This is a genomic window from Nonomuraea cavernae (genome assembly GCF_040655715.1).
Classification (GTDB): Bacteria; Actinomycetota; Actinomycetes; order Streptosporangiales; family Streptosporangiaceae; genus Nonomuraea; species Nonomuraea cavernae_A.
On the sequence record NZ_JBFAKL010000010.1, the window covers coordinates 123,897 to 148,545 of the forward strand.

General features: G+C 70.1%; 24 protein-coding genes. 12 read left to right on the forward strand and 12 right to left on the reverse strand.

Going from position 1 to position 24,649, the window contains the following annotated elements:
• Positions 1-18: 18 nt before the first annotated feature.
• The 4 genes from AB0I38_RS16930 to AB0I38_RS16945 form a co-directional block, all read right to left on the reverse strand.
• Entirely contained in the window at positions 19-759 is a 741-nt protein-coding gene (locus tag AB0I38_RS16930; protein ID WP_358468005.1) for a cytochrome d ubiquinol oxidase subunit II, read from the reverse strand.
• Positions 760-768: 9 nt separating this feature from the next.
• Positions 769-2,022 (reverse strand): cytochrome ubiquinol oxidase subunit I, encoded by a 1,254-nt coding sequence (locus AB0I38_RS16935; protein ID WP_358468008.1) that lies wholly within the window; start codon positions 2,020-2,022, stop codon positions 769-771.
• 98 nt (positions 2,023-2,120) lie between these two features.
• Entirely contained in the window at positions 2,121-2,789 is a 669-nt protein-coding gene (locus AB0I38_RS16940; protein ID WP_358468011.1) for a response regulator transcription factor, read from the reverse strand.
• Positions 2,786-3,931: a sensor histidine kinase gene (locus tag AB0I38_RS16945; protein ID WP_358468014.1), complete on the reverse strand. Its 1,146-nt coding sequence runs from the start codon at positions 3,929-3,931 to the stop codon at positions 2,786-2,788. Before AB0I38_RS16945 ends, AB0I38_RS16940 begins: the two co-directional genes overlap by 4 nt.
• 53 nt (positions 3,932-3,984) lie before the next feature.
• Here AB0I38_RS16945 and AB0I38_RS16950 point away from each other — a divergent pair, with 53 nt between their 5' ends.
• Positions 3,985-4,197, forward strand: a complete 213-nt coding sequence (locus AB0I38_RS16950; RefSeq protein ID WP_358468017.1) for a hypothetical protein — start codon at positions 3,985-3,987, stop codon at positions 4,195-4,197.
• A gap of 39 nt (positions 4,198-4,236) precedes the next feature.
• Here the strand turns inward: AB0I38_RS16950 and AB0I38_RS16955 are convergent, their stop codons facing one another.
• Both AB0I38_RS16955 and AB0I38_RS16960 read right to left on the reverse strand, forming a co-directional pair.
• On the reverse strand, positions 4,237-5,139 hold the full coding sequence (locus AB0I38_RS16955) for a fatty acid desaturase family protein (RefSeq protein ID WP_358468532.1): 903 nt from the start codon (positions 5,137-5,139) through the stop codon (positions 4,237-4,239).
• Positions 5,140-5,669: 530 nt separating this feature from the next.
• The gene (locus tag AB0I38_RS16960; RefSeq protein ID WP_358468020.1) at positions 5,670-6,860 is read right to left on the reverse strand and encodes an amidohydrolase family protein; all 1,191 of its coding nucleotides are present in this window, start codon (positions 6,858-6,860) and stop codon (positions 5,670-5,672) included.
• A gap of 234 nt (positions 6,861-7,094) precedes the next feature.
• Between AB0I38_RS16960 and AB0I38_RS16965 the strand changes: the two genes are divergently transcribed.
• Positions 7,095-7,817: a glycosyltransferase family 2 protein gene (locus AB0I38_RS16965; protein ID WP_358468023.1), complete on the forward strand. Its 723-nt coding sequence runs from the start codon at positions 7,095-7,097 to the stop codon at positions 7,815-7,817.
• On the opposite strand, the gene AB0I38_RS16970 is transcribed toward AB0I38_RS16965, so the two are convergent.
• Together AB0I38_RS16970 and AB0I38_RS16975 are read right to left on the reverse strand one after the other, a co-directional pair.
• Entirely contained in the window at positions 7,806-8,018 is a 213-nt protein-coding gene (locus tag AB0I38_RS16970; protein WP_358468026.1) for a hypothetical protein, read from the reverse strand. The two genes, AB0I38_RS16965 and AB0I38_RS16970, sit on opposite strands and share 12 nt — an antisense overlap.
• Positions 8,019-8,123: 105 nt before the next feature.
• On the reverse strand, positions 8,124-8,660 hold the full coding sequence (locus AB0I38_RS16975; RefSeq protein WP_358468029.1) for a ferritin-like domain-containing protein: 537 nt from the start codon (positions 8,658-8,660) through the stop codon (positions 8,124-8,126).
• 412 nt (positions 8,661-9,072) lie between these two features.
• On the opposite strand from AB0I38_RS16975, the gene AB0I38_RS16980 reads away from it, so the two are divergent.
• From AB0I38_RS16980 to AB0I38_RS16990, 3 genes are all read left to right on the forward strand, one after another.
• Positions 9,073-10,947, forward strand: coding sequence for an ABC transporter ATP-binding protein (locus tag AB0I38_RS16980; RefSeq protein ID WP_358468032.1), 1,875 nt, complete (start codon positions 9,073-9,075; stop codon positions 10,945-10,947).
• Positions 10,948-11,170: 223 nt separating this feature from the next.
• Complete coding sequence (locus tag AB0I38_RS16985; protein ID WP_358468035.1) at positions 11,171-12,280, forward strand: alkaline phosphatase PhoX; 1,110 nt, start codon at positions 11,171-11,173, stop codon at positions 12,278-12,280.
• A 9-nt stretch (positions 12,281-12,289) separates the two neighbouring features.
• Positions 12,290-13,138 (forward strand): SGNH/GDSL hydrolase family protein, encoded by an 849-nt coding sequence (locus tag AB0I38_RS16990; protein WP_358468038.1) that lies wholly within the window; start codon positions 12,290-12,292, stop codon positions 13,136-13,138.
• Between the two features lie 52 nt (positions 13,139-13,190).
• On the opposite strand, the gene AB0I38_RS16995 is transcribed toward AB0I38_RS16990, so the two are convergent.
• The 3 genes from AB0I38_RS16995 to AB0I38_RS17005 form a co-directional block, all read right to left on the reverse strand.
• The gene (locus tag AB0I38_RS16995) at positions 13,191-14,372 is read right to left on the reverse strand and encodes a PucR family transcriptional regulator (RefSeq protein ID WP_358468041.1); all 1,182 of its coding nucleotides are present in this window, start codon (positions 14,370-14,372) and stop codon (positions 13,191-13,193) included.
• Between the two features lie 155 nt (positions 14,373-14,527).
• Complete coding sequence (locus AB0I38_RS17000; protein WP_358468045.1) at positions 14,528-14,968, reverse strand: GbsR/MarR family transcriptional regulator; 441 nt, start codon at positions 14,966-14,968, stop codon at positions 14,528-14,530.
• A complete protein-coding gene (locus tag AB0I38_RS17005) occupies positions 14,965-15,768 on the reverse strand; it encodes an alpha/beta fold hydrolase (protein ID WP_358468048.1) in 804 nt (267 codons plus the stop codon). Before AB0I38_RS17005 ends, AB0I38_RS17000 begins: the two co-directional genes overlap by 4 nt.
• Positions 15,769-15,851: 83 nt before the next feature.
• Between AB0I38_RS17005 and AB0I38_RS17010 the strand changes: the two genes are divergently transcribed.
• From AB0I38_RS17010 to AB0I38_RS17025, 4 genes are all read left to right on the forward strand, one after another.
• On the forward strand, positions 15,852-16,496 hold the full coding sequence (locus AB0I38_RS17010; RefSeq protein WP_358468051.1) for a dienelactone hydrolase family protein: 645 nt from the start codon (positions 15,852-15,854) through the stop codon (positions 16,494-16,496).
• Between the two features lie 314 nt (positions 16,497-16,810).
• Positions 16,811-17,743, forward strand: coding sequence for a sugar ABC transporter substrate-binding protein (locus AB0I38_RS17015; protein WP_358468054.1), 933 nt, complete (start codon positions 16,811-16,813; stop codon positions 17,741-17,743).
• A gap of 34 nt (positions 17,744-17,777) precedes the next feature.
• A complete protein-coding gene (locus AB0I38_RS17020; protein WP_358468057.1) occupies positions 17,778-19,316 on the forward strand; it encodes a sugar ABC transporter ATP-binding protein in 1,539 nt (512 codons plus the stop codon).
• A 169-nt stretch (positions 19,317-19,485) separates the two neighbouring features.
• Positions 19,486-20,127 carry a FadR/GntR family transcriptional regulator gene (locus tag AB0I38_RS17025; protein ID WP_358468060.1) on the forward strand — a complete coding sequence of 214 codons (642 nt, stop codon included), beginning with the start codon at positions 19,486-19,488 and terminating at the stop codon, positions 20,125-20,127.
• Positions 20,128-20,284: 157 nt separating this feature from the next.
• Here the strand turns inward: AB0I38_RS17025 and AB0I38_RS17030 are convergent, their stop codons facing one another.
• Positions 20,285-21,124 carry an FAD binding domain-containing protein gene (locus AB0I38_RS17030; protein WP_358468064.1) on the reverse strand — a complete coding sequence of 280 codons (840 nt, stop codon included), beginning with the start codon at positions 21,122-21,124 and terminating at the stop codon, positions 20,285-20,287.
• 366 nt (positions 21,125-21,490) lie between these two features.
• On the opposite strand from AB0I38_RS17030, the gene AB0I38_RS17035 reads away from it, so the two are divergent.
• Genes AB0I38_RS17035 through AB0I38_RS17045 form a run of 3 tightly spaced genes read left to right on the forward strand, consistent with a single transcriptional unit; the run spans position 21,491 to position 24,633 of the window.
• The gene (locus AB0I38_RS17035; RefSeq protein WP_358468069.1) at positions 21,491-22,345 is read left to right on the forward strand and encodes an ABC transporter permease; all 855 of its coding nucleotides are present in this window, start codon (positions 21,491-21,493) and stop codon (positions 22,343-22,345) included.
• Entirely contained in the window at positions 22,342-23,757 is a 1,416-nt protein-coding gene (hydA, locus tag AB0I38_RS17040) for a dihydropyrimidinase (protein ID WP_358468071.1), read from the forward strand. Before AB0I38_RS17035 ends, hydA begins: the two co-directional genes overlap by 4 nt.
• A gap of 12 nt (positions 23,758-23,769) precedes the next feature.
• The gene (locus tag AB0I38_RS17045; RefSeq protein WP_358468073.1) at positions 23,770-24,633 is read left to right on the forward strand and encodes a carbon-nitrogen hydrolase family protein; all 864 of its coding nucleotides are present in this window, start codon (positions 23,770-23,772) and stop codon (positions 24,631-24,633) included.
• The last annotated feature ends 16 nt before the right edge of the window (positions 24,634-24,649 follow it).

Below are 24,649 nucleotides of genomic sequence, written 5' to 3' on the forward strand. Positions count from 1 at the left end.
CTCATAAGGTTCATTCGCTCATAAGTAGGACGGGCCCGTGACGCGGTGGCGGAACGTCCACCACACCCACGCCTGGGCGGCCACCAGCAGCGGGATCAGCGCGAGGATCACCGGCACCAGCACCGCGCTCGCCGAGCCGGCCGACAGCGGCAGGCGAAGGCCCGCCAGCACGCCGACCACCGCGAGCGCCGTCGCCGTCAGCGCGAAGGTGCGGGCCTCGCCCGCGCCGCCGGACAGCATGGAGGCCCTCCGGTGCGGCTCCCCGTGCAGCCGCAGCGCGGCGAACGTCAGCCCGTGCGTCGCGAACAGGGCGGCCACCACCAGCGCGGGCAGCGCCGCGAGCGGTCCGTCGATGCCGGTCAGCACGTGCCCGAGCAGCATCCCCCAGCTCAGCGCCAGCCCCCAGCTGCCGGCCACCACCGCGCCGTCGCACCAGCGCTGCCACCCCGCGGTCGGCAGCCGCCCGCGCAGCCACAGCCCCATGTCGCGGATCACCCAGGACATCAGCAGCACCACGACCAGGTTGTAGTGGCCGGTGATCAGCTCGCTTTCGAGCTCGGGGAAGAGCCCGGCGAGCACGCCGCCGGTCGCCACCAGCCACACCTCGTTGCCGAGGAAGAACGGCGCGATCGCGGCGATCACCACCCGCCGCTCGGCGCCCGAGCGGCCGAGGTAGGGCAGCAGCATGCCGACGCCGATGTCGGCCCCGGCCAGCACGAGGTAGCCGAGCGCGAAGAAGGCCAGGATGAAGATCTCCATGACGGCTCCTCAGAAGGTCAGGACGGGGGAGGGGGCGGCCTCGGCCGGCCGGTCGCCCAGCGTCACGGCCTCGGGCCCGAGCCGGGCGGCCCTGGCCAGCAGCCAGTAGTTGACCGAGACCAGCACGGCGAACACCGTGACGAACGCCGCGAGCGAGAACCTCATCTGCCCGTCCGTCACCGGCGACATCGCCTCGGCCGTGGTCAGCAGGCCGTAGACGGTCCACGGCTGGCGGCCCATCTCGCGGAAGACCCAGCCGCCGAGCATCGCGACGAACGGCAGCGGGATCATCGCGGTCAGCAGCCAGTGCCACGGCCGGAAGCCTCGGACGGCAGGGCGGAACAGCATGAGCAGCAGGCTCGGCCCCGAAACGAAGAACATGATCGCGAACGCCACCAGCATGGTGATCGCGCCACCCTGCACCCAGCCCAGGGGCGGCAGGTAGTCGCCGGGGCCGTGCGCGGCCACCATCTCCGCCTGCACCCTGGCCAGGCGCTCGGTGTCGCCCACCCAGGCGGCCATCTTGGCCGGCTGGAGGGTGTCGAAGCCGATGCCGCCGATGGCCGCGGTGAACAGCGTCGCCGGCAGCGCCACGCCGACGCCGACACGCAGCGACTTGCGGAACAGCTCCTGCTCGGCGGTGCGTTTGCGCAGGTGGTAGGCGCTCACGCCGGCCATGACGAAGCCGGCCGTCACCATCGCGCCGCCGAGCACGTGGTAGAAGGCGACCTGCGCCGCCGGGTTGGCCACCATCGCGCCCAGGTCGGTGAGCCGCAGCGTGCCGTCCACCAGCTCGTGGCCCACGGGGTTCTGCAGGAACCCGTTGGCCACCAGCACCCAGAACGCCGAGGCGTAGGCCGTCAGGGTGACCACCCAGATCACGGCCAGGTGCACCCACCGATTGAGCCGGCCCCAGCCGAAGATCCACAGGCCCAGGAAGGTGGACTCGATGAAGAACGCCACCAGCGTCTCGATCGCCAGCGCCGCGCCGAACACGCTGCCCGCGTATTCCGTCAGCCCGCTCCACGACAGCGCCAGCTGGAACTCCATCACGAGGCCGGTGACGATGCCCATCGCGTAGTTGATGACGTAGAGCTGCCCCCAGAACCTGGTCATCCGCAGGTGCACCGGACTGTTGGTGACGGTCGCCCTGGTCTGGATCACGGCCACCAGCGTCGCCAGCCCGAGCGTCAGCGCCACGAACAGGAAGTGCGCACCCGCGGTGAGCGCGAACTGCAGGCGGGCGAGGTCCACGGTTTCCATGCGCAGATCATGTCCGTACGGCTCCCGCTACCGCGTCGGACCAGGGGATGCTCTCTGCCGTACATCCTGGGGATCACCGAGCCCCCGGCGCGTACGACTCAGGGTGTAAGCCAGCCCGGGGTGATCATCCCTGCCTCGTAGGCGAGCACCACGACCTGCGCCCTGTCGCGCGCGCCGAGCTTGGTCATGATGCGGCTGACGTGCGTCTTGGCCGTGGCCGGGCTGACCACCAGCCGGGCCGCGATCTCGTCGTTGGACAGCCCGCCCGCGACCAGCGCCATGACCTCGCGTTCGCGCTCGGTCAGCGAGTGGAGCTCGGGGCCGGGCGCGGGACGCGTGACCCGGGCGGCGAACTCCGCGATGAGCCGCCGGGTGACCGAGGGCGCGATCAGCGCGTCGCCCCTGGCCACCACCCGGACCGCGTGGATCAGCTCGGCCGGCTCGGTGTCCTTGACCAGGAACCCGCTGGCCCCCGCCCGGAGCGCGCCGTAGACGTAGTCGTCGAGGTCGAACGTGGTCAGGATGATCACTCTGACGCCGTCGAGCCGGGGGTCGGCGACGATCCGCCGGGTCGCCTCCAGGCCGTCGAGCTCGGGCATCCGGATGTCCATCAGCACCACGTCGGGCCGATGCTCGCGGGCCCCGGCCACCGCCTCCAGGCCGTTGGCGGCCTCGGCCACCACCTCGATGTCGTCCTCGTCGCTCAGGATGGACCGGAACCCGGCCCGTACGAGACGCTGGTCATCGGCGAGGACCGCGCGGATCATCGGGCTCCTTTCGGGCGCGAGGCCCCGTTCAGAGGGAGGTCGGCGACGACGCGGTAGCCGCCCTCGGGCCGGGGGCCGGCCTCCAGCGTGCCGCCCAGCGCGGCGGCGCGCTCGCGCATCCCCTGTAAGCCGAATCCGCTGCCCTCGGTGTACGAGGCGCCCGGTCCATCATCTTCCACGCGGATCACAATATGTCCGGACTCGTTGGTTATGGCGAGCGTAGCGGTGGAGATTCCGGAATGCCGGGAGACGTTCGTCAGGGCCTCGCGGATGATCCGGGCCGCGGCCAGGTCCACCTCGGTGGGCAGCTCGTCCAGCGGCCCGGTCAGCTCGGTGCGCACGGTCAGCCCCGTCGCCCCGACCAGCTCGTTCACCCGGGCCAGGCTGTCGGCGGGTGCGACCGGCGCGTCCTCGTCCACCTGGCGCAGCACCCCGAGCGTGGTGCGCAGCTCGCGCAGCGTCTCCTTGCTCGTCTCCTTGATCGTGCGCAGGGCCGCCTCGGCGTCCTCCGGACGTCTCTTCAGCCCGTGCAGCGCCGCGGACGCCTGGACGTTGATCAGGGAGATGTTGTGGCCGAGTACGTCGTGCAGCTCCCTGGCGATGCGCAGCCGCTCCTCGCCGGCCCGCCGCCGGGCCTCCTCCTCCCTGCCGTGCTCGGCGTCGGCCGCCCGCCGTTCGGCCTCCTGGAGGTAGGCGCGCCGGTTGCGGGTGACGCCGCCGGACGCGATGGCCGCCACGACCCAGCCCGTGATCAGCAGGAACACGCTGTCGTCGATGTGCCTGACGTCGCCGGTCTCGCCGAGCCCCATGGCCAGCAGCGCGGCCGCCCCGGTGGCGATGGCGGCGACGAGGTGCCCCCGGTCGGCGGCGGTGAACAGCACGACGAACGGCAGGATGATGAGCGGTCCGTCGAAGGCGGCCAAGGGGTAGTAGACGACCACCGACGCCGTCACGATGATCAGCGCCGCGACGGGCTGCCGCGTGCGCAGCAGCGTGCCGACGGCCGCGGCCAGTGGCAGCAGCACGTCGAGCGGGCCGGGTCGCGCGTCACCCGGCCAGATCAGGGGGGTGAGGAACGTGCCCACGAGCGCTACGGCGACCACTACGAGCGACACGACCGTGCTGGACGACATCCTCGGCATACGCCCATTCTCCACACGCGTGCGGCGGGCCCGTAGCTGGGTAAAGCGGAGAGATGAGCACTGAGGACGAACTTCTGCAGGTCGAAGAGGATCTTGCCAGGCTACGGGCCGAGAACCGGGAGCTGCGCGAGCAGATCGGTGACATGGGAGTCACCGACCAGATCGAGACCGGCGCGATGATCGCCATGGCCGACGAGCGGGAAGAGCTGATCGCCGACCTGGAACGCCGCCGCGCCGACCTCCAGCAGCGGCTCCAGCGGAGTTGAAGCGCGTCGAGGGCGGCCGCGGCACACCCTCGAAGCGGATCAGCGGAGCGGCGCGCCGACCTCGTGCAGGTGTCGCAGCGCCTGGCCGTACGACTCGAACAGCCCTGTCTCCAGGTAGCTGACGCCGATCTCCTCGCAGTAACGCTGGACGATCGGCTGCGCCTTGCGCAGGTTGGGCGCCGGCATGTTGGGGAACAGGTGGTGCTCGATCTGGTAGTTGAGCTGGCCCAGCGCCACATCGAGGACGTGGCCGCCCTTGACGTTGCGCGAGGTGAGCACCTGCTTGCGAAGGAAGTCGAGCTTGTCGTCCTTGGTGAGGATCGGCATCCCCTTGTGGTTGGGCGCGAACGTGGAGCCCAGGTAGAGGCCGAAGACGCCCTGGTGCACCAGCAGGAACAACACGCCCAGGCCCACCGGCAGCACGGTGAAGACCAGCGCGAGGTAGGCCACGACGTGCGCGACCAGCGTGATCGCCTCCAGGCGGCGGCGCTTCATCGCGGGATTGGCCAGCGACTTGAAGCTGGCCACGTGCAGGTGCCACCCCTCCAGCGTGAGCAGCGGGAAGAACCAGAACGCCTGCCACTTGGCGATGAACCGGGGCAGACCATTGCTTCTCCGCGCCTGGTCGGTCGACCAGACGATCACCGCGGGCGAGACGTCGGGGTCGTGGTCCTCGTGGTTGGGATTGGCGTGGTGCCGGTTGTGCTTGGTGTTCCACCAGCCCCAGCCGAGCCCGATGCACAGGTTGCCGACCACCAGCCCCAGGTTGTCGCTCGGCCGGCGGGTCCTGAAGACCTGGCGGTGGCCCAGGTCGTGTCCGAGGAAACCGAACTGCGTGAAGATCACGCCCATGAGCACGGCGACGAGCAACTGCCACCAGGAGTCGCCGACCCACACGAACAGCGCCCAACCGCCGAGGTAGACGGCCGCGGCCAGGCACATGCGGACCGTGTAGTAGACCGGGCGCCGGTTGAGCAGACCCGCTTCGGTGATCTTATTGACCAGTTGAGCGAAATCACTGCCCCTGGTGTCGATCGTCACTGGATCGGCCACTGCACTCCTTTTGTCGCGGGGGAAACTGACACCAACACTGGCGCATTCTCAGCGCGGACGGAAGATCGCTATGGCGTAGGCGCTCCATGGGATGGCCTTCGCCTCGCACCAGGATGTAGCCGCTTCGCCGCCCCCGTCCTGGGAAGGCGGCCGGCGGCGCCTGGCGGCGATCCGGCAGCGGTGCCTCACACGGCGTGAGACAGGACGAACGTATGGATCGTCGGCTTCGGGCCGACGGGACTGACCTTGAATGTGATGTACGAGGACCCCGCCGCTGCCGGCGAGGTCCTGACTACAGATGGAGCATACCCATCCACGCGGAGTTACCTGGACGAATGGGTCATATAGGAAAAAAGGATAGACAAAGTCGCGGCGGTGTCGATCGTCACCGGACCGGCCACCAGAAGGGCGCGACCGGGTCAGGCGGAGACGTGCCGGCCCTGCCGGAAGACGGCCATGGGGTGGTGGAGAGCGGTGATGTCGGCCAGCGGGTCTCCGTCCACGGCGACCAGGTCGGCGTCGAACCCCGGGGCGATCCGGCCCTTCCGGTGCTCCACCCGGCAGTGGCGCGCCGCCGTCGAGGTGATCGACCGCAGCACGTCGAGCCGGGCGAAGCCGTGCTCGACCAGCATCTGCGCCCCGTACGGCAGCACGCCGTGCGGCTTGACCGGCGCGATGCCGGCGTCGGTGCCGATCACGAACGACACCCTGGCGGCGCCCAGCGCCCGCAGCGACTCCCGGAGGGCGGGCAGCAGGTGCAGCATCCGGGGCGGCAGGGGCGCGGCGGCTGGAGCCAGCCCGGCGGTGATCGACACCACGATGCCGGAAGCGGCCAGCCGGGCGAGCAGTCCGTGGTCCACCTCGATGAAGTCCTCGGTGAAGAACGAGCAGTGCTCGACCGAGTCGAAACCGGCCTCCAGCGCGTACGCGGTGCCCTCGGCGCAGTGGGTGTGCCCGGTGATGGGCAGGCCGTGCGCGTGGGCCTCGTCGGCCGCCGCCTTCAACTCGGCCGCTCCGTACTGGCGCCGGTGCGAGTGCGTGCCGGGCGTCATCTCGCCCCCGGTGACCATCATCTTGATCACGTGTACGCCGCGCCTGGCACGTTCCCGTACGGCCTCGCGGACGGCCTCCTCCCCGTCGGCCTCGCCGCCGAGGAACCAGCAGTGCCCCTTCGTGGTGGTGATCGGCGGCCCCGAGGCGAGGATCTCCGGACCCGCCGCGCCCAGCCCGAGCCGCAGGGCCAGGAAGTCCCGGTCACCCAGGTCGCGGACCGTGGTGACCCCGGCGGCGAGATGCCGGCGCGCGGCCTCCCGCATCCGGTCGATCAGCCCCGGCGCCTCCAGCCCGGCCAGCGGATCGAGGCTCGCGTCGAACGCCAGGTGGACGTGGCAGTCGATGAGACCGGGCAGCAGCGTGGCGTCCCCGAGATCGACGATCTCGGACGGGACGCCGGACCCGCCCCCGAAGTCGACCATGCCGGGCCGCCCTTGGCCGGCGACCGCGCCGCCGGGGCCGGTGACGGCGGTGATCCGCCCGTTCGCGACGGTCACCACCCGGTCGTGGTGCATGTTCCGGCCGTCGAACAGACGGCGTGCGCGAATGGTGAGCATGCCGTCACGGTGAACCTCGGTGGCGAGGCTGTCACGGGTAACCCATACCGAGATGTGCGGCGATTTTCCGGCCACTCTCGCCAGAGGGACCGGCTGGTGCGCCCTGTGTCAGCAGGGGGACCGGCTGAAAGCCGTGATCGCGACCGCGCTCATTACAGCAGACCTGGGCGTTTTAGGGGGACACGTCATGACTTTGTAAGTGTTAGCCGGAAAGCCTGGATCTACCGTTTGATCATGATCGATGTTGTGCTGCCCTGCCTCAACGAGGCCCAAACGTTGCCGTGGGTGCTGGAGCGGATGCCGGTCGGTTACCGGCCGATCGTCGTGGACAACGGCTCGACGGACGGTTCCGCCCGGATCGCCGAGTCGTACGGAGCGACGGTGGTGCGGGAGCGGCGGCGAGGGTTCGGCTCCGCCTGCCATGCGGGACTGCTGGCGGCCACGGCCGAGGTGGTCTGCTTCATGGACGCGGACGCCTCGCTGGATCCGTGCCAGTTGCCCCGCGTGGCGGACCCCGTGCTGGCAAGGGAGTACGACCTGGTCCTCGGCCGTCGCCGGCTGCGCGCCCCGGCCCGCCCGGTTTCCGCTGGGTCCGGAGGCTTCGCGAGCGCCGCGGGCTCCGCCGGCTCCGCGAGGCACGTCTGGCCGGCGCACGCCCGATTGGGGAACGCGCTGCTGGCCTGGCAACTGCGCAGGACGTCCGGGATCCCGGTGCGCGATCTCGGACCGATGCGCGCCTGTCGCCGCCGGGCGCTGCTCATGCTGGGGCTGGCCGACCGCAGGTCGGGCTATCCGCTGGAGATGGTGCTGCGCGCCTCCGCCGCCGGCTGGCGGATCACGGAGAGGGACGTCGACTACCTGCCGCGGACGGACCGGACCAAGGTGACCGGCACCGTCCGCGGCACCCTGCGCACCATCGCCGACATGCGCGCCGCCCTGGGCGGGTCAGCCGGTTGAGAGCCGGTCGAACAGCGTCACCGCCGCCTGCCGTACGTCGTCCGGGGAGAGCCCGTCGAGCGTCTTGCGGGCCTGATCGGCGTCGCGGGTGGTGGCCAGCGTGATGGCGACGGAGGTCGCCGCCACGCGGTCAAGGGATCCCGCGGGCGCCGCGTCCGCCAGTTGCTGGGCGTTCGCGGCCAGGTCGAGGTTGTCTGTCAACGGGTCTCCTCGGGTGAATACGGCTCGGCCCATTGCATCACCTGACGTGGCACTCCATCCACCATTCGATGATTTATCGGCGGTTCGCCCCCAGAACGGCCCTGGTCACGCGGAGGGGATGCGCTCCAGCAGGCTCTGCATGTCGTCGGCGTGCTCCTCCTCCTTGGCGAGCAACTCCTCGAACACGCGCCGGGTGGTGATGTCGCGGTCGCCCAGCCACTGGATGATCTCGGTGTAGCTGGCGACCGCGATGCGCTCGGCGACCAGGTCTTCCTTGATCATGTCGATCAGGCCAAGGCTCTCGTCGTAGTGGGAGTGGGCCCGGGCGGTCAACGTGTCGGGGTTGAAGTCGGGCTCCCCGCCCAGCTGGACGATCCGGGCGGCCAGCTTGTCGGCGTGCTGCTGCTCCTCGCCGGCGTGCTCCAGGAACTCCTGGGCCACGGACTCCGACTGGATTCCGGAGGCGGTGTAGTAATGCCGCTTGTAGCGCAGGACGCAGACGAGCTCGGTGGCCAGGGCCTCGTTGCACACCTGGATGACGCGTGCCAGGTCGGCGCCGTACGCGTCGGTGATGGGACCCTTGTCGATCTCGGCGCGGGCGCGCTCGCGGATGGTCTTGATGTCGGTCAGGAACTCAGCCATGTCGGCCTCCTGCCCACTTGGTGGGCGAAGACGCGCCTTGGGCGACAAAAGAGAGGTCACTTCAGGCCTCGCCTCAAACCTGGCGAACTGCCGTCAAAAGGCTGTTACTGGCCGGTAAATAGCCGTGTTTAACGTTCAATCAAAGTCGCCATCCCCCGTGGTGGCGGCCATCCGAGGCGAAGGCGGCGTGCGCGGCCGGTTATGGCGCCTTCTGTATGGAACGCGTCGAAGATTGTTTGCAGGCCATTTACCGCAATTACGCAACCAGCCTTTCTTCCTGGGGTCGCCGGTCAAGTCTCATTTAATCGGAGCAAATGGTAGTGATTTGTGTCCTTATGGGTGCTAGCGTCCCTTTTGGAAAGATCCTCGTCACTGGAGGTGGAGAGATGGCTCGCAACGGATTCCAGGCAGGGTGCGGCGGCTGGAGGCGTGGTGGTGGCTGCTGCCGCCGTCGCCGTTGGTGCGGAGGCGGCTGCGGTTGTCGCCGGCGGTGGTGGTGGTAGCCAGAACACGTGAGAGCCGGCGGGTCACCCGTCGGCTCTCGTTCTCGCTGTCCGGCAGGGGAGATCGTTCGTCGCTCGCGCCGACGGTCTCTCTGCGCCGGACCTTCCGGGAGTTCTGGCCCGGGACCCGCGGCCTGCGCCGGCTGTTCGCGGCCGGCGCGGTGTTCGCGATCCTGGCAGCGCTCTGCGAGGTCGCCGCGATCGGCCTGTTCGGCCACATCACCGACGAGGTGCTCACCACCAAGAACCTGGCGGCCTTCTGGGCCCCCGCGTTCATGTGGCTCGGACTCGCCGCCGTCGCCGGCCTCGCCTCCTTCGGGGGCACGTACCTGACGGCCCTCGGCGCCGAACGATTCCTGCTGAACCTGCGCGACCGGGTGTTCGCGCACGTCCAGACACTGACACCGGACTACTTCGAGAACCGGCGGCTCGGCGACCTGATGGCCAGGCTGACCGACGACATCGAGGCCATCGAGGAGCTCGTCGGCTCCGGCGTGGTCAAACTGATCACCACGGCCGCCAGCGTGGTCTTCTTCGCCGGCGCGGCGTTCTACGTCCGGTGGGACCTCGCGCTGGTCACCATGGCGCTGGTCCCGGCGTTCCTTCTGATCTCGAAGGTCTTCGCCAGCAGGTTCAGGACGGCCGCCGCGCGCGAGCGCCGCAGCAACGGCGCCATGAACAGCGTCATCGAGGAGAGCCTGGCCAACCAGCCGCTGGTGCAGGCCTACAACCGTCAGGACAACGAATCGGTACGCCTGAACCGCGAGGGCCAGGGCTGGCTGCGGGCCAACCTGTCACAGGCTTGGCTGTCCGGCCTGTACGGCCCGCTCGTCCAGGTGCTCGAAACCGTCTGCCTGATCATCGTCCTCGGCTTCGGCGCCTGGCAGATCGCCCAAGGACGCCTCACCCTGGGCGGCCTGCTCGCCTTCGCCGCCTACCTCGCGATGCTCTATCCGGCGGTGCAGAGCCTGGGGCAGATCGCGCTCACCGTGTCGGAGGCGGCGGCGGGCTCCGACCGGGTCCTGGAGATCCTCGACGCCCGGCCGGCCGTCACCGACCGCCCCGTCGCCGTGCCGCTCATCACCCGCAGCCACGGCCGGATCGAGTTCGACGACGTCGGCTTCACCTATCCGAACCGCAGGCGGCCGACCCTGTCGCACCTGTCCTTCGTCGCCGAGCCCGGCGAGCTCATCGTCTGCACCGGACCGAGCGGAGCGGGCAAGTCCACGCTGACCAAGCTGCTGCTCAGGTTCTACGAGCCGGGCACGGGACGCATCCTGCTGGACGGTGCCGACATCCGGGACGTGACCCGGGCCTCGCTGCGCGAGAACGTCACGATCCTGCACCAGGAGAGCATGCTGTTCTCGGGCAGCGTGCGCGAGAACATCGCCTACGGCCGCTCCGGCGCGTCGCTCGACGACGTGATCAGGGCGGCGGAACTGGCCGGGGTGCACGACTTCATCACCACGCTGCCGCGCGGGTACGAGACCCCGCTCGGCCAGCGCGGCCGGCTGGTCTCCGGCGGCCAGCGGCAACGCATCGCCATCGCCAGGGCGCTGCTGCGCGACGCGCCCGTCCTCGTCCTCGACGAGCCGATGACCGGGCTGGACGAGGCGACCGCCGCCCGCGTCATGGCGCCGCTGCGGCGGCTCATGGCCGGCCGGACGACGATCCTCATCACGCACGACCTGCGCCACGTCCCGGTGGAGGCGCGCAGGATCGTGCTGGAGCCGACCCGGCGCGTGGACCGCATCCGGATCAGACGCCTCGGGGTGCCGGTCTGAGAACCATCCGGTCCCCGCGCAGGCGGGGACCGGACTCAGAAGTCCGGCCCCACGCCGGGCACGGGGCGCGTGGGGAGGCCACCGGGCCGGACGCTCACAGCTCCCGGGCGGCTATGTGATGGGTCACAAGAATGGCCGCCACGATTTACCGCGCCGCCCTATTCACGGACGGGAGGCGGCGGCGGATGGTGTGGGGGAACTCCACTGATCACGGGAGATTCCCATGGAGCGACGCACCTTCCTCATCGCCGTGTCCGCCGCCGCCTTCTCCGGCTCGCTGTGGCAGGCCGCGGCACCCGCTTGGGCCGGGGCGAGTCCGTACGGACCGCTCGGCCCACCCGACGTCAACGGGATGGCCCTGCCCGCCGGCTTCACCAGCAGGGTCGTGGCCCGCACGGGCCAGTCGGTGGGCGGCATCCTGTGGCATCCCGCCCCCGACGGCGGCGCCTGCTTCGCCAACGGCACCGGCTGGATCTACGTGTCCAACTCCGAGGTCCCGCTGATCGGCGGGGCGTCGGCGCTGAGGTTCCGGGCCGACGGCTCGATCGAGCGGGCGTACCGGATCCTCAACAACACGAACATCAACTGCGCGGGCGGCGCGACGCCGTGGAACACCTGGCTGTCGTGCGAGGAGATCTTCCGCGGCAGGGTCTACGAGACCGACCCGTACGGCGCCCGCTCCGCCCAGGCGCGCTCGGCGATGGGCCGGTTCAAGCACGAGGCCGCGGCCTGCGACCCCGACCACCAGGTCATCTATCTGACCGAGGACGAGAGCGACGGCTGCCTCTACCGGTTCCGGCCCAACACCTGGGGCGACCTGTCCAGCGGCCGGCTCGACGTGCTGTGCGAGGGCGTCGTGTGGCGCCAGGTCCCCGACCCGTCGCCCGGCGTGTTCGAGCGGCAGACCCGGCACCAGGTGAGCTCCGCTCTGCACTTCGACGGTGGTGAAGGTTGTCACTACGCCGCCGGCGTCTGCTACTTCACGGCCAAGGGCGACCGCAAGGTCTGGGCGTACGACGCGGTCGCCGGCACGCTCTCCTCGATCTACGCGGGAGGGGGCACCCTCGACGGCATCGACAACATCACCGGCACCCGCGGCGGCGACCTCTACGTGGCCGAGGACGGCGGCAACATGGAGATCAACATCATCACTCCGGACCGGATCGTCGCGCCGGTCATGCGGCTCGACGGTCACGGCAGCTCCGAGATCACCGGTCCCGCGTTCTCCCCTGACGGCTCGCGCCTGTACTTCTCCTCGCAGCGCGGGACCAGCGGGGAGACGGCGGGCACGGGCGGCGTCACCTACGAAGTCACCGGCCCCTTCCGACGTTAGGGAGTCACCATGTTCCGCCGATTAACCCTCCTCGCCACCGCCTGCCTGCTCGCGGTCAGCCTCACGCCCGCGGCGCACGCCGCCGCCGCCGAGTCGTATGTCGCCCTGGGTGACTCGGCCGCCGCCGGGCCGCTCATCCCCAACCAGGTCCTGCCCGAGCTGGGCTGCTTCCGCTCCGACCGCAACTACGCCCACCTGACCTCGCAGAACCTTGGCGGCTCCCTGAAGGACGTCACCTGCTCGGGAGCCAAGACCAGGCACATGTACGAGTCGCAGGAGACCGACCTCGGCTCGATGCCGCCCCAGCTCAACGCGCTGTCGTCGAGCACCACCCTGGTGACCGTGCACATCGGCGCCAACGACGTCGGCCTGACCGGCTTCATCGAGGACTGCCTCAACCTGCTGCTGCCCGGCGACCCCTGCAACGACGACTACCAGCAGAACGGGCGTGACTCCTGGCGTGACGCCACCGACGCGCTCCGGCCGAAGATCGACCAGGTGATCCGCGACATCCGGGCGCGTGCCCCGCAGGCCAGGGTGTACGTGGTCGGCTACGCCACCTACGCGCCGGTCAACGGCTGCTGGCCGAGAGTGCCGGTGTTCAAGGCCGACGCCAACTACATCCGCGCCACCATCGCCTACTTCAACCTCATGCTCGCCCAGCAGGCCGCGGCCCAGGGCGTGCGCTTCATCGACCTGCAGACGCCCAGCGAGGGCCACGACCCGTGCAAGTCGTCCGGCACCCGCTGGATCGAGCCGTACATCCCGACGACCGCGGCCACACCCTTCCATCCCAACGCGCTCGGCATGCGCAACTTCGCGACCATCGTCACCGCGGCCGTGCGCGCGGCCGTATAAGCCCGCACCAACGCATAAGCCCGTACAAACGCAGTAAGCCCGTACAAAGAGGTCAGCGTCCTCTGGCGCGGCGCGCGGCCAGCGCCGCGCCGATGGACTGCAGATCCGCCGGGTCGACCGGGTCCAGCCCGGTGAGGCTCACGGCCCGGCGGAGCCGGTAGTCGACCGTGTTGGGGTGTACGTGCAGCAACTCGGCCGTACGCCTGCGGTCCAGCCCGGTCTCCAGGTAGACGGTGAGGGTGCGCAGCAGATCGGGGTTGCCGGTCAGCGGGTCGAGCAGCCCGGCCAGGTGCTCCGTCGCCTCGCTCGGCCGGGTCAGCTGATACTCCAGCAGCACGTCGGCCAGCCGGTAGAGCCCCGGCGGGTGCTGGAAGAGCTGGACCACGTCGAGGACCTCCTGGGTCAGCCGGGCGGCGTCCGCCACACCCTCCGGCGGTACGACCTCGCCCGCGGCCCGCACCTCCACCCCGGCCGCCTCGCCCATCCCGGCCACCAGCGCCTCGGCCGAGCACCAGTCGAGGTCGGGCACGAAGATCAGCCCGCCGCCCGGATCCAGCAGTGACAGCACCGGCTCGGCGGCGAACTTCTGCACCGAGTCGCCGATCCGGCGCAGCTTGCGCCGCCCCGCCACCGCCCCCGACCGCTCGTCGGGGTGGAAGCCGAACGTCACGCTCAGCACCAGATAACGGGCGGCGAACCGGATGCCGGCCGTGGCCAGCGGCTCGCCGCTGAGCAGCGCCGAGACGGCGGCGTGCCGGGCGTGCTGGTCCTGGCTGACCAGGCTCTCGCGTTCGCTCTGGTAGGCGCCGCACACGGCGGCCGTCACGGACTCGATGTAGCGGAGCATCAGCCGGCCGGCGTCCAGCGCGTCGGGCAGATCCTCCTGGCAGGCGTCGGCGAACACGTGATCCCAGATCCGGCCCGCCCCCAGATGGTAGGCGGCCAGGATCGCCTCGACCGGCACGCCCTCCTGCGCCCTGCGCGCCGCCGACCTCCGCAGCGGCTCCAGCTCGGCCGAGGTGGGCGCCCGGCGGTCGCGGAACATCCGGGCGACCAGCCTCAGGTTGTGCACGGTGATCCGCTCGATGTCGCCCGCGATCTCCTCGGCGGGTAACTGGCGGTAGACGGGGATCTCCTCGACGAACGAGCGGACGAGCTCCCGGGCCAGGCTCACCGCCTTCCGGTCCAGGAGTTCGTGTACGGCCCGCCCGGCCAGGTTGAGCGCTTCGGCCATCGTCGCTCCCGAAAGTCGTTCTGGAAGTCGTTGCTTACGCCCATCCAGTAAGGCAGAACCACGACTCCCCGTCACGACCCAGGTAAGACCGTGACTCAACCCACAACTCCGGATATATCTGGCAAGCGCCGACGAACTCGTTCACCCGGGCCCCCTCAGGGGGGTGACTCGCGGTGCCGCGCGAGCATGTCCTCGCCGACGGCGACATAGCTCTCGAACAGGCCGACGACGCTGTCCAGTCGTTCGCGCGTCGCCGGAGTCCGGGCCAGCTCGCGGCCCTGTCGCAGGGTGCCGATGAGGGTGCGGGCCCTGGCGTGGCTGGCCTCCAGGAGCGACTCGATCCCGCCGGCGGCCTCCACGACCAGGCGGCGACTGCCGGGCCGCGGGATGGTGCGGGCCAGGCCCCACGACACGAGCTGGCGTACGGCGGTGCTGACCGCGCCCTTGCTGAGGCGCAGCTCCGCTGCGATGGCGTCCAGTGAGAGGGGCTCGTCCGTGAGGAGTAGCAGCCCGTACGTGCGGCCGGTCGCGTGCGGCAGGTTCCACGACGCGAGGAGATCGCCCACCGCGGTCACGAAGCTGTCCGTTTCGGTCATGATTCGAGCCCCGTACGAAGAAACGCCAGAATCGCGGAATTGACCGCGCCTGGCGCGTCCAGGTTGACGAGGTGCCCCGCGCCCGGGATGACCGTCTCCTGGATCCCCTCGGCGCGGGCCCAGCGGGGCATCGCGGTCGCGATGTTGCCGGTGCGGTCGCGTTCGCCGCGGATCAGGCAGAGCGGCACCGGAGTCCGGTAGGCCGGATCGGGATCGACCAGCTCCACGGTCGCCCGCCACGCGGCGAGGAACTCCTGCTTCGGCAGCTGCCCGAACACCCGCAGCGCGTACGCCCGTCCTTGGTCGGTGACCGCCGAGGCGTTCGCCATCATCGCGGGCAGCCGCCGCGCCGGGATCACGGACAGGACGGGCAGCGCGGCCCTGAGCAGGACGCGCTCGGCGCGGCTGAGCGGGCCGGTGTTGCACGTCGAGTCCATCACGATCAGCCCGCGGGCCCGGCCGGGCCGCTGCCGCACGACGGCCTGGGCCAGGTTGCCGCCCAGCGACTGCCCCGCCAGCACGGGCCGCTCCAGCTCCAGGTGGTCGAGGAGCGCCACCAGGTCGCCGGCCGCCCGCTCCGCCGTGAACGGCGCGCCGCCCGGACGGGATCGCCCGTGCCCGCGCAGGTCCCAGGTCACCACCCGGTATCCGTGGCCGGCCAGGTGCTCGACCTGCGGCCGGAACATCAGATGGTCGGCCCCCGCGCCGTGCGAGAACACCACCGCGGTCCCGTCGCCGCCGGTGTCCCAGTAGTGGACGTCGCATCCCTCGACCGTGACGCTCGCCTCTATATTCAGCATGTACTAAATATAGTGAATAAATCGGGAGGCGTACGCTGAGAGCGTCATAGCAGGTCACAGGGCTGACAGCGAGGTGGGCAGGGGTGGAAGAGAGCGTACGGGTGCACGTGGCCGACGCCGTTCTGGAGGCCGATCTGGCCGTGCCCGCCGAGCCCGCGGGAGTGGTGCTGTTCGCCCACGGCAGCGGCAGTGGCCGCCACAGCCCGCGCAACCGCCACGTCGCCGGGCGCCTCCAGGACGCCGGGCTGGCCACGGTCCTCGCCGACCTGCTCACCGTGGCGGAGGACCGGCGCGACTCCCTGACCGGCGAATACCGCTTCGACATCGACCTGCTCGCCGGGCGGATGACCTGTCTGACGAACTGGGCCGTGGCCGACCCCCGCCTGGCCGGCCTCGGCATCGGCCTCTTCGGCGCCAGCACCGGCGCCGCCGCCGCGCTCGTGGCCGCCGCGCACCGCCCCGACACCGTGCGCGCCGTCGTCTCCAGGGGCGGGCGGCCCGACCTGGCCGGAGACTCCCTCGTCCGGGTCGAGTGCCCCACCCTGCTCCTCGTCGGCGGCGACGACCCGATCGTCATCGACCTCAACCGCCAGGCCCAGCGCCGGATGCCCGGTGAGACCCGGCTCGAGATCGTGCCCGGCGCCACGCACCTGTTCGAGGAGCCCGGCACGCTCGACCAGGTCGCCGACCTGGCCGCCGACTGGTTCGTCAGCTACCTGCCTGCCTGACCCTGAGCCGCGACAGCGCGCCGACCGTCGCGAACCTCGCCCGACGGCGAACATCGAACCACGGCGGTCATCCCCGTTACCCTCTGCGTGCCTTCAGGCGCCTTCAAAAATTGGTCAGGCCAAAATCTTGACAGGGGCACGGCTCGATGACACGCTCAACCGCACTAGCACCCGCCATCTAGCGAATCCCCCCTGATCAATGGAGATGGATCATGCGTCGTTGGACGATCGCGGCGGCAGGCATACTTTTCGTGCTTCCCACGGCCTGCACCTCAGCCGAGACTTCGACCGAAACTGGTAAGACCACTATCGGCATGGTGACCCAAGCGTGGGACAACCCTGCGATCAAGGACATGGCGGACGCCGCCATCGCCCAGGCCGGTAAGCATCCCGATGTGGAGTTGCTCGCCCAGGACAGCGCGAACATGCAGGACATGATCAGCAAGGTGCAGACCATGATCTCGCGTAAGGTCGACGCGCTCGGCATCGAGCCGTGGGACAAGCAGCAGATCATGCCGATGCTCCAGCAGGCCAAGCAGGCCAACATCCCGGTCTTCATCCTGCAGTCGGAGGTGCCCGGCACCCAGGGCAACGGCCTGGTCGTCTCCTCGCTCATCGGCGACGAGGTCGAGGGTGGCAAGGTGGCCGGCCGCTGGCTCGGCAAGAAGCTCGGCGGATCCGGCCGCGTCCTGGTGCTGGAGGGCGCGCCGGCCGACACACCCGGTATCGAGCGGGCCAACGGCTTCGAGCAGGGTCTGGCCGAGACCGCGCCCGACGCCAAGGTGGTCGCCCGCCAGCCCGCCGACTGGGCCCGGGACAAGGCCCTGCGCGTGACGACGGATCTGCTCACCGCCAACTCCGACATCGACGCCATCTTCGCCGACAACGACGAGATGGCGTTCGGGGCACTGTCCGCCCTGCGTGCCCGCAAGCTGGAGGGCAAGGTCACCCTCATCGGCTACAACGGCACCTGCATCGGCCTGCAGGCGACCTACCAGGGCACGTTCGCCGCCGACGGAATCCTGTTCCTGGACCAGATCGGCGCCAAGTTCATCGACGCCTCCCTCGCCACCATCAAGGGTGAGAAGGTTCCCGAAAAGATCAAGCCGCCCATCACGCTGCTGACCACCGAGCAACTCAAGGAGATCGAGCAGGGCGCGAAGAGCGTGACCGTGGACAACGCGCCGTTCGAGGTGGACGACCTGCTCCGGGCCCGCGTCGCCAAGGCCATCTCAGGGAAGTGCTGATGGCCATGGACATCCGAGCGGCAGAGGACCTCCGATGAGCGGCACGCTCGTCAGAGCCGTCGAGGTCGGCAAGGTCTACGGCAACCTCAAGGCACTGGACTCGGTGAGCTTCAGCCTTGAGCCGGGTGAGATCCACGCCCTGGTCGGGGAGAACGGTGCGGGCAAGTCAACGCTCATCAAGGTGATGACCGGCGTGCACTCCCCCGACGGGGGGCGTCTGGAGATCAACGGTGAGCAGACGGCCCTGCGCAACCCGCTGCACGCGGAGAAGCTCGGCATCTACGCCATCCACCAGCACCTGCCGCTGGTGGAGGGGCTGAGCATCCTGGAGAACTTCCTGCTGGGAAAGTCCCGGGCGGCGCAGCGCACGACCCGGTGGGGAATGCTCAACCGGCGCGATGCCAGGCCCATCGTGGCGGAGGCGCTCGCGCAGATGGGGCTGGACTTCGACGTCACGACGCCGATCTCCGCGCTGTCGGTGCCCGAGGCCCAGCTGGTGCAGATCGCCCGCGCGCTGGCCACCGACGCCAAGGTGCTGATCCTGGACGAGCCGACGGCCTCGCTGACCGCGGCCGACCGTGACGCGCTGTTCGACCGGCTGCGCGGCATGCGCGAGCGCGGCGTGGGACTGGTCTACGTCAGTCACCGGCTGGACGAGATCACCTCGCTGTGCGACCGGGCCACCGTGCTGCGCAACGGCGCCGTCGTGGAGCGGCTCGACAAGGCGAACCTGAACGTGGACTCCATGATCGCCGCGATGCTGGACCGGCCGGTCCAGGCGATGTACCCGCCGACGACGGAGCCGTCCGGCGACGCGCCGGTGCTCACGCTCTCGGACGTCGTCGTCGGCACCGCGCCCCCGCTCTCGCTGGAGGTCCGCGCCGGTGAGGTACTGGGCCTCACCGGCCTGGTCGGGGCCGGGATGGTGGAGGCCGCGGAGGCGCTGGCAGGGGTACGTCCGCTCGCCGGCGGTCAGGTCACCGTCCAGGGCAGGCAGATCCGCGTCTCCTCACCCGCGCAGGCGATGCGCGAGGGGATCGGCCTGGTCCCGGAGGACCGTTCCAAGGCCCTGGTGGCCGGTATGAGCATCGAACGCAACCTCGCGTTGACGATCGCGGCCTGCCCGACCGTACGCGGTTCGGTCCGCGGCGCCGGCGCCATGCTGCGACGGCAGCGGGTACGGCAGGCCGCGATGGCGGCGATCGCCGACTTCAACATCCAGCCGCCGGATCCGGCGGCGGTGGTGGGCGGTCTCAGCGGAGGCAACCAGCAGAAGGTGGTCATCGCGAAGGCGGTGGCGACCCAGCCGAAGGTGCTCATCCTGATCGAGCCGACGGCGGGCGTGGACGTCGGTGCCCGGGCGGAGATCTACACGATCCTGCGCGAGCTGGGCCGCAGTGGGGTGGCCGTGATCCTGGTCAGCTCCGACGGCCAGGAGATCTGCGGCATGAGCGACCGGGTGCTGGTCTTCCGTCGCGGTGCCGTCGTCGCCGAACTGCCCCGAGGGACGGAGGAAAAGGAGATCATGTTTCATGCGACGACGACCTCCTCCTCCCTGCACTCCGCGGCGTGATGTCATGACCGAAGAGGTGGGCATCGCAGATCGATCCGGGCCAGCGAAAGAGGTCGCCGGCCCGGAGCGGACACAGCCGGGTGTCAACGGCGTGTCGGTTCCCTCTCACCCTGCATCGTCGCGGCGGGCCTCCGGTACGGTGAAGACCGTGTCCGGCCCTCTCCACGATGTGAAAGAGCACGTTGTCAATCTGATTCTGAACGGCACGCTCTCCTCCGGAGACGCGCTGCCGGCCGAGCGGGAGCTCGCGATGCTGCTGGGGGTCTCCCGGCCGCTGGTGCGCGAGGCGCTGCGGAGCCTGGAGGCCGTCAACATCGTCGAGTCCAGGCGCGGCGCCGGCACCTTCGTCACGGATCTGAGCCCGGAGTTCCTCCTGGCGCCGCTGAGCTACGCGTTCAGGCTGGTCCGCGGTTCGGAGATCGACCTGTTCGAGCTGCGGCGCTTCCTTGAGCCGCAGGCCGCGGCGATGGCGGCGATTCGACTGCCGGACGACGATCTCGATGATCTCGACCAGTTGCTCGACGCGTTGGACGCCTCGGACCAGCACACCTTCCCCGAGCTGGACATTGCGTTCCACGAGTGGATCGTGCGGCGTACGAACAACCGCCTGCTGCTCAGCGTGATCCGCGGCATTCGCGATCTGGAGTATCAGGTGCTCGCGGTGACCGCGAACAGCACCGAGTCCCGGTTGCTGTCCGCCGTCGAGCACAGGACGATCGCCGCGGCCATCCGGGCGCGTGACCCGGAGCGGGCGAGGGCGGCGATGCTGCTGCACCTGGCCCGGGTCGAGGATCAGTTCCGTCCCGACTAGGGCTTACGGGAACCTCCCGGAGAGATCCGCGGCAGAGATCCGGAAAGATCGACCAGAGCAGGCGGGGCCGCAGCTACACGGCCGGTCTGTTCCCATGCACCAGCCCGGCCGACCGCCTACGCGCGCGTCCGGCCGGGACTGTCCTCATCCGTACCGATCAGACCTGCTGGTCCCCGGCCATCGCGACGGCCCGCCGCACCATCGTGCTGAGCAGACGGATTTTGGCCCGGTCCGCGACCCCCGCCTGCTCCGCGTCGTCCGACACCGCGCGCCTGAGCCTCTCCGCGTCGACCGCCGGGCCGTCGGCCAGAACCGACTCGGCCTGCGTGGCCCGGAACGGCCGATCCGCCGCGCCGAACGCGACGACGCGCGGCCGGCCGCCGGGCGGCAGCAGGCACGCGGCCCCGGCCTCGGCGAAGTCGCCGTGCCGCTGCGCGAACTCGCAGAAGCCCCAGCGCGTACCGGGCGGGGGGATCTCCAGGGAGAGCCGGACCAGGATCTCGTCCTCCTCCAGCGAGGTGGACATGAACCCCCAGAAGAAGTCCGCCGCCTCCAGGGTGCGTGACGCGGTGGCCGAGCGGACCTCGAGGCGGGCGTTGGCCAGCAGCATGACGGCCGGCATCTCCGCCGACGGGTCGGCGTGGACCACGCTTCCGCCGACGGTGCCCCGGTTGCGGATCTGGTCGTGTCCCACCCAGGTCGCCGCGTGGGCGAGCAGCGGCCAGCTGCGCCGTACCTGATCGGAGGAGGCGACGGTGGCGGTGGTCACCATGGCGCCCAGGGACAGGTGGGAGTCGCTCATCTGCACGGATGTCAGCTCCGCCACCCCGCCCAGGTCGATGAGCACCGGCGGCCGGACCAATCTGAAGTTCATCATCGGGATCAGGCTCTGACCTCCGGCGATCACCTTGCCACCGTCCTCGGCGGCCTCGGCCAGCAAGGACGCGGCGTCGTCGAGCCCGGTGGGGGCGTAGTACTCCATCATCGCGGGCTTCATGATGACCTCCAAAATCTGGACTGACCAGTTTTCTGCAGGCTAAGGATAGATTCCCTGATGAATGACCTGCAAGGTAACGAACGGTATTGCCATTTGGGAAGGATTGGTCAGGCCAATACCTTGACGGGTTCGAGCGATGTCTGCGAGGCTTCCGGCATTCCCCTCGAATCGACCCTCGGAAGGGCAGGAGGGCACGTGAAAACCCAACAGGCGTCAAGCGGGTCATCGCACACGCGGGCCCCGGCCCCCCCGGCCGGTCGCGCGGCCGGGATCCTGCGCGGCGCGCGATCCTCGGTCGGCGGGACCACTGCGGCTCTGATCATCATCTGGATCGGTCTGACAGTGGCCGCCCCGAGCTTCGCCACCGTGTCGAACCTGATGAACATCTTCCTTGCCGCCTCGACCCTGGCGATCATCGCGGGCGGGCTGACCCTGGTGCTCATCGCAGGGGAGATCGACCTGTCGCTCGGCTCGGTGGAGGCACTGGCGGGCTCGCTGGCCGCCGTTCTCATCGTGACCGTGGGACTGCCCTGGCCGGTCGCCCTGGTGCTCGGCGTGCTCGTCGGCGCCCTGGTCGGCGGGGTGAACGCGTTCTTCACCAGCAAGCTGGGCGTGCCCTCGTTCGTCACCTCCCTGGCCATGCTCAGCGTGGCCGCCGGCGCGGCCTACCTGCTCACCCAGGGCACCTCGGTGTTCGGGCTCGGCCCCCAGTTCGGCGCGATCGGCCAGGGCAGCCTGTTCGGCATCCCGGCGCCGGTCCTGATCGCCGCGGTGGTCCTGGCGGTGCTCGCCCTGCTACTGCACCGAACCTCCTTCGGCCTGAACATCTACGCCGTCGGCGGGAACCCGGACGCGGCCCGGCTGTCGGGAGTGAACGTACGGCGTACCAAGGCGGCCGTGCTCGTGATCAGCGGAAGCCTGGCGGGCGTCGCGGGCATCATCCTCGCCTCCCGGCTGGACGCCGGCTCCGGGACCGTCGGCGCCGCCGACCTCATGGCGGCGATCGCCGCGGTCGTGATCGGCGGCACCTCACTCAACGGCGGGATCGGCGGCATCGCCGGCACGGTCGTCGGAGCCATCCTGATCGCCAGCATCCAGAACGGGCTGGTGCTGCTGAACGTCACCGCATTCTGGCAGCAGGTCGCGATCGGCTCGCTGATCCTCGTCGCCGCGCTACTTGACCGTCTTTCCAAGATCAGCACTAAGGGAGTGGCCGCATGAGCGCCATTGAACAGTCCGAGGCCCAGCCCCTGGACCTCATCATCCGCAACGGCATGGTCGTCAACGCGGAGTCGATGGAGCCGATGGACGTCGGGATCAAGGACGGCGTCATCGTGGCGCTCGGCGAGATCGACGCGCCCGCCATCGAGGTCGTGGACGCCGCCGGATGCTTCGTGGTGCCCGGCGCGATCGACGTGCACACGCACTTCCACCACTGGGTGAGCTACGTCGGGTCGCACAACGCCGACGACTACGACACCGGCACCCAGGCCGCGGCCTCCGGCGGTATCACCACCATCATCAACTACGCCTTCCAGGAGAACGGCGAGTCGCTGCGGACCGCCGTCGACCGCGACCTGGAGCTGGCCAAGACCCAGTCGAACATCGACTACGGCCTGCACGTCGTCGTGACGTGCGATGCCGAGACCGCGGTGAAGGAGTTCCCCGCCCTGGCGGCCGACGGGTTCACCAGCGTCAAGGTCTTCGGCGCGGTCACCGGGTTCCAGCTGCCCGACTCGGGCATCCTGAAGGTGCTGGAGGCGGCGGCGGCCAGCAACATCCTGGTCAACGTGCACGCCGAGGACGGCGCCCTCATCGAGCACCTCACCGAGTCCTTCCGCGAGCGCGGGCAGACCGGGGTGGAATACCTGCCGCAGGCCCGGCCCGCGCAGGCCGAGGCGATCGCCACCCGGAAGATCGCCGAGTACGCGGCCTTCCTCAAGGCGCCGGTGTACTTCGTGCACCTGTCGACGGGCGCCTCGCTGGACGCGGTCCGCGAGGTGCGCAAGCGCTTCGACAAGATCTTCGTGGAGACCCGGCCGGTCTACCTCTTCCTTGAGGAGAGCGTCTACGAGCTGCCCGAGTCCGAGGGCAACAAGTTCGTGTGCCTGCCGCCGATCCGCTCCACCGAGGACAGCGACGCGCTCTGGGAGGGCCTGCGGCTGGGTGACATCGACACCTACGCCACCGACCACGCCCCGTGGCGCAGCGAGCAGAAGCTGGCCGAGGCGCCGTTCTGGAAGATCCCCGCGGGAGTGTCCAACCTGCAGACCAGCGTGCCGATGCTGTTCTCCGAGGGCGTGCGCACCGGGCGCCTGCACCCCTGCCGTTTCGTCGCGGTGACCTCCGCGAACCCGGCGAAGCTGTTCGGGATGTACCCCAAGAAGGGCGTCATCGCGGTCGGCTCGGATGCCGACATCGCCGTCATCGACCCGGCCGACGTGCGGGTGCTCACCGCCGACCAGATGCACTCCAAGGCCGACTACGACCCGTACGAGGGTTACGAGTGCCACGGCTGGCCGCGGCACGTCTACTCGCGCGGCGAGTTGGTCGCCGAGCGCGGTCAGGCCATCAGCAACCCCGGCCGCGGGCAGCTCATCCGGCGTGGTCCCAGCTTTCACGACACGGTCTGACCGGGAGGCGACGTGGTAGGCGAACGCGTACTGACGGCGGTGCAGGTCGCCGCCGGAGGGGTGGACGCGGCGACGGTGGACGCCCTGCGCCTGGCGGAGGGTCCGTACGACCTGATCGTGCTCCCGGAGATCGCGAACGTCCCCTACTTCCCGATCGCTCCCGACCTGGGCGAGTGGCTCGCCGGCACCCTGGCGGACCAGGACACCGAGAGCGTGTTCGCGCCCTACCGCCGCCTCGCGCGGCGGACGGGCAGCTACGTCGTGGCCGGTCTGTGCCTGCCGGGGCCGGACCGCGGCCGCAACGCCGCGGTCGTCTTCGACCGGGCCGGAGAGGTGCTCCCCGGCCGGGGCGTGCTGTCGGGTGACGAGGTGCCGGCCTACGACAAGACCCACCTGTGCAACGTCCGGCACTACGGCTCGGTCTTCCTGGAGGACCAGTACTTCCGGCCGGGCTCCGAACTGGTGGTGTGGGACCTCGACTTCGCCCGCCTTGGCGTGCTGATCTGCTACGACCGGCACTTCCCCGAGGCGTGGTCCACCCTGCGCGCCAACGGTGTCGGCATCGTCGCGGTCCCCACCGCGTCACCGGTGGGGACGGCACCGACCTTCCTCGCCGAGATGCAGGCGATGGCGCTTCAGCAGTCGGTGTACGCCGTGGTGGCGAACCGCGTCGGCCCGGAGTCGCTGCCGGACGGGACGACGGCCGACTACCTGGGGCGGTCGGCCGTGCTCGGCCCCGACGGGGCCGTGCTGAACGCGGCGGACCGCGGCTCCTTCGAGCAGGCCTCCGCGCCGTACGACGAGACGCGCCTCGACTCGGTGCGGGCGGCGATGGGACTGGCCACGAGCCGGCGCCCCGCCTTGTACCAGATCTAACCCCGTACATGCTATT

Coding starts and splice junctions, on each gene's coding strand:
- AB0I38_RS16950 (WP_358468017.1), top strand. CDS start 3,985: ATGAGCACTGAGGACGAACTTCTGCAGGTCGAAGAGGATCTTGCCAGG.
- AB0I38_RS16965 (WP_358468023.1), top strand. CDS start 7,095: ATGATCGATGTTGTGCTGCCCTGCCTCAACGAGGCCCAAACGTTGCCG.
- AB0I38_RS17005 (WP_358468048.1), bottom strand. CDS start 15,768: ATGCTGAATATAGAGGCGAGCGTCACGGTCGAGGGATGCGACGTCCAC.
- AB0I38_RS16940 (WP_358468011.1), bottom strand. CDS start 2,789: ATGATCCGCGCGGTCCTCGCCGATGACCAGCGTCTCGTACGGGCCGGG.
- AB0I38_RS17030 (WP_358468064.1), bottom strand. CDS start 21,124: ATGAAGCCCGCGATGATGGAGTACTACGCCCCCACCGGGCTCGACGAC.
- AB0I38_RS16990 (WP_358468038.1), top strand. CDS start 12,290: ATGTTCCGCCGATTAACCCTCCTCGCCACCGCCTGCCTGCTCGCGGTC.
- AB0I38_RS17000 (WP_358468045.1), bottom strand. CDS start 14,968: ATGACCGAAACGGACAGCTTCGTGACCGCGGTGGGCGATCTCCTCGCG.
- AB0I38_RS16985 (WP_358468035.1), top strand. CDS start 11,171: ATGGAGCGACGCACCTTCCTCATCGCCGTGTCCGCCGCCGCCTTCTCC.
- AB0I38_RS16945 (WP_358468014.1), bottom strand. CDS start 3,931: ATGCCGAGGATGTCGTCCAGCACGGTCGTGTCGCTCGTAGTGGTCGCC.
- AB0I38_RS16960 (WP_358468020.1), bottom strand. CDS start 6,860: ATGCTCACCATTCGCGCACGCCGTCTGTTCGACGGCCGGAACATGCAC.
- AB0I38_RS17020 (WP_358468057.1), top strand. CDS start 17,778: ATGAGCGGCACGCTCGTCAGAGCCGTCGAGGTCGGCAAGGTCTACGGC.
- AB0I38_RS16930 (WP_358468005.1), bottom strand. CDS start 759: ATGGAGATCTTCATCCTGGCCTTCTTCGCGCTCGGCTACCTCGTGCTG.
- AB0I38_RS16935 (WP_358468008.1), bottom strand. CDS start 2,022: ATGGAAACCGTGGACCTCGCCCGCCTGCAGTTCGCGCTCACCGCGGGT.
- AB0I38_RS17015 (WP_358468054.1), top strand. CDS start 16,811: ATGGTGACCCAAGCGTGGGACAACCCTGCGATCAAGGACATGGCGGAC.
- hydA (WP_358468071.1), top strand. CDS start 22,342: ATGAGCGCCATTGAACAGTCCGAGGCCCAGCCCCTGGACCTCATCATC.
- AB0I38_RS16955 (WP_358468532.1), bottom strand. CDS start 5,139: ATGTGCCTGGCCGCGGCCGTCTACCTCGGCGGTTGGGCGCTGTTCGTG.
- AB0I38_RS16975 (WP_358468029.1), bottom strand. CDS start 8,660: ATGGCTGAGTTCCTGACCGACATCAAGACCATCCGCGAGCGCGCCCGC.
- AB0I38_RS16995 (WP_358468041.1), bottom strand. CDS start 14,372: ATGGCCGAAGCGCTCAACCTGGCCGGGCGGGCCGTACACGAACTCCTG.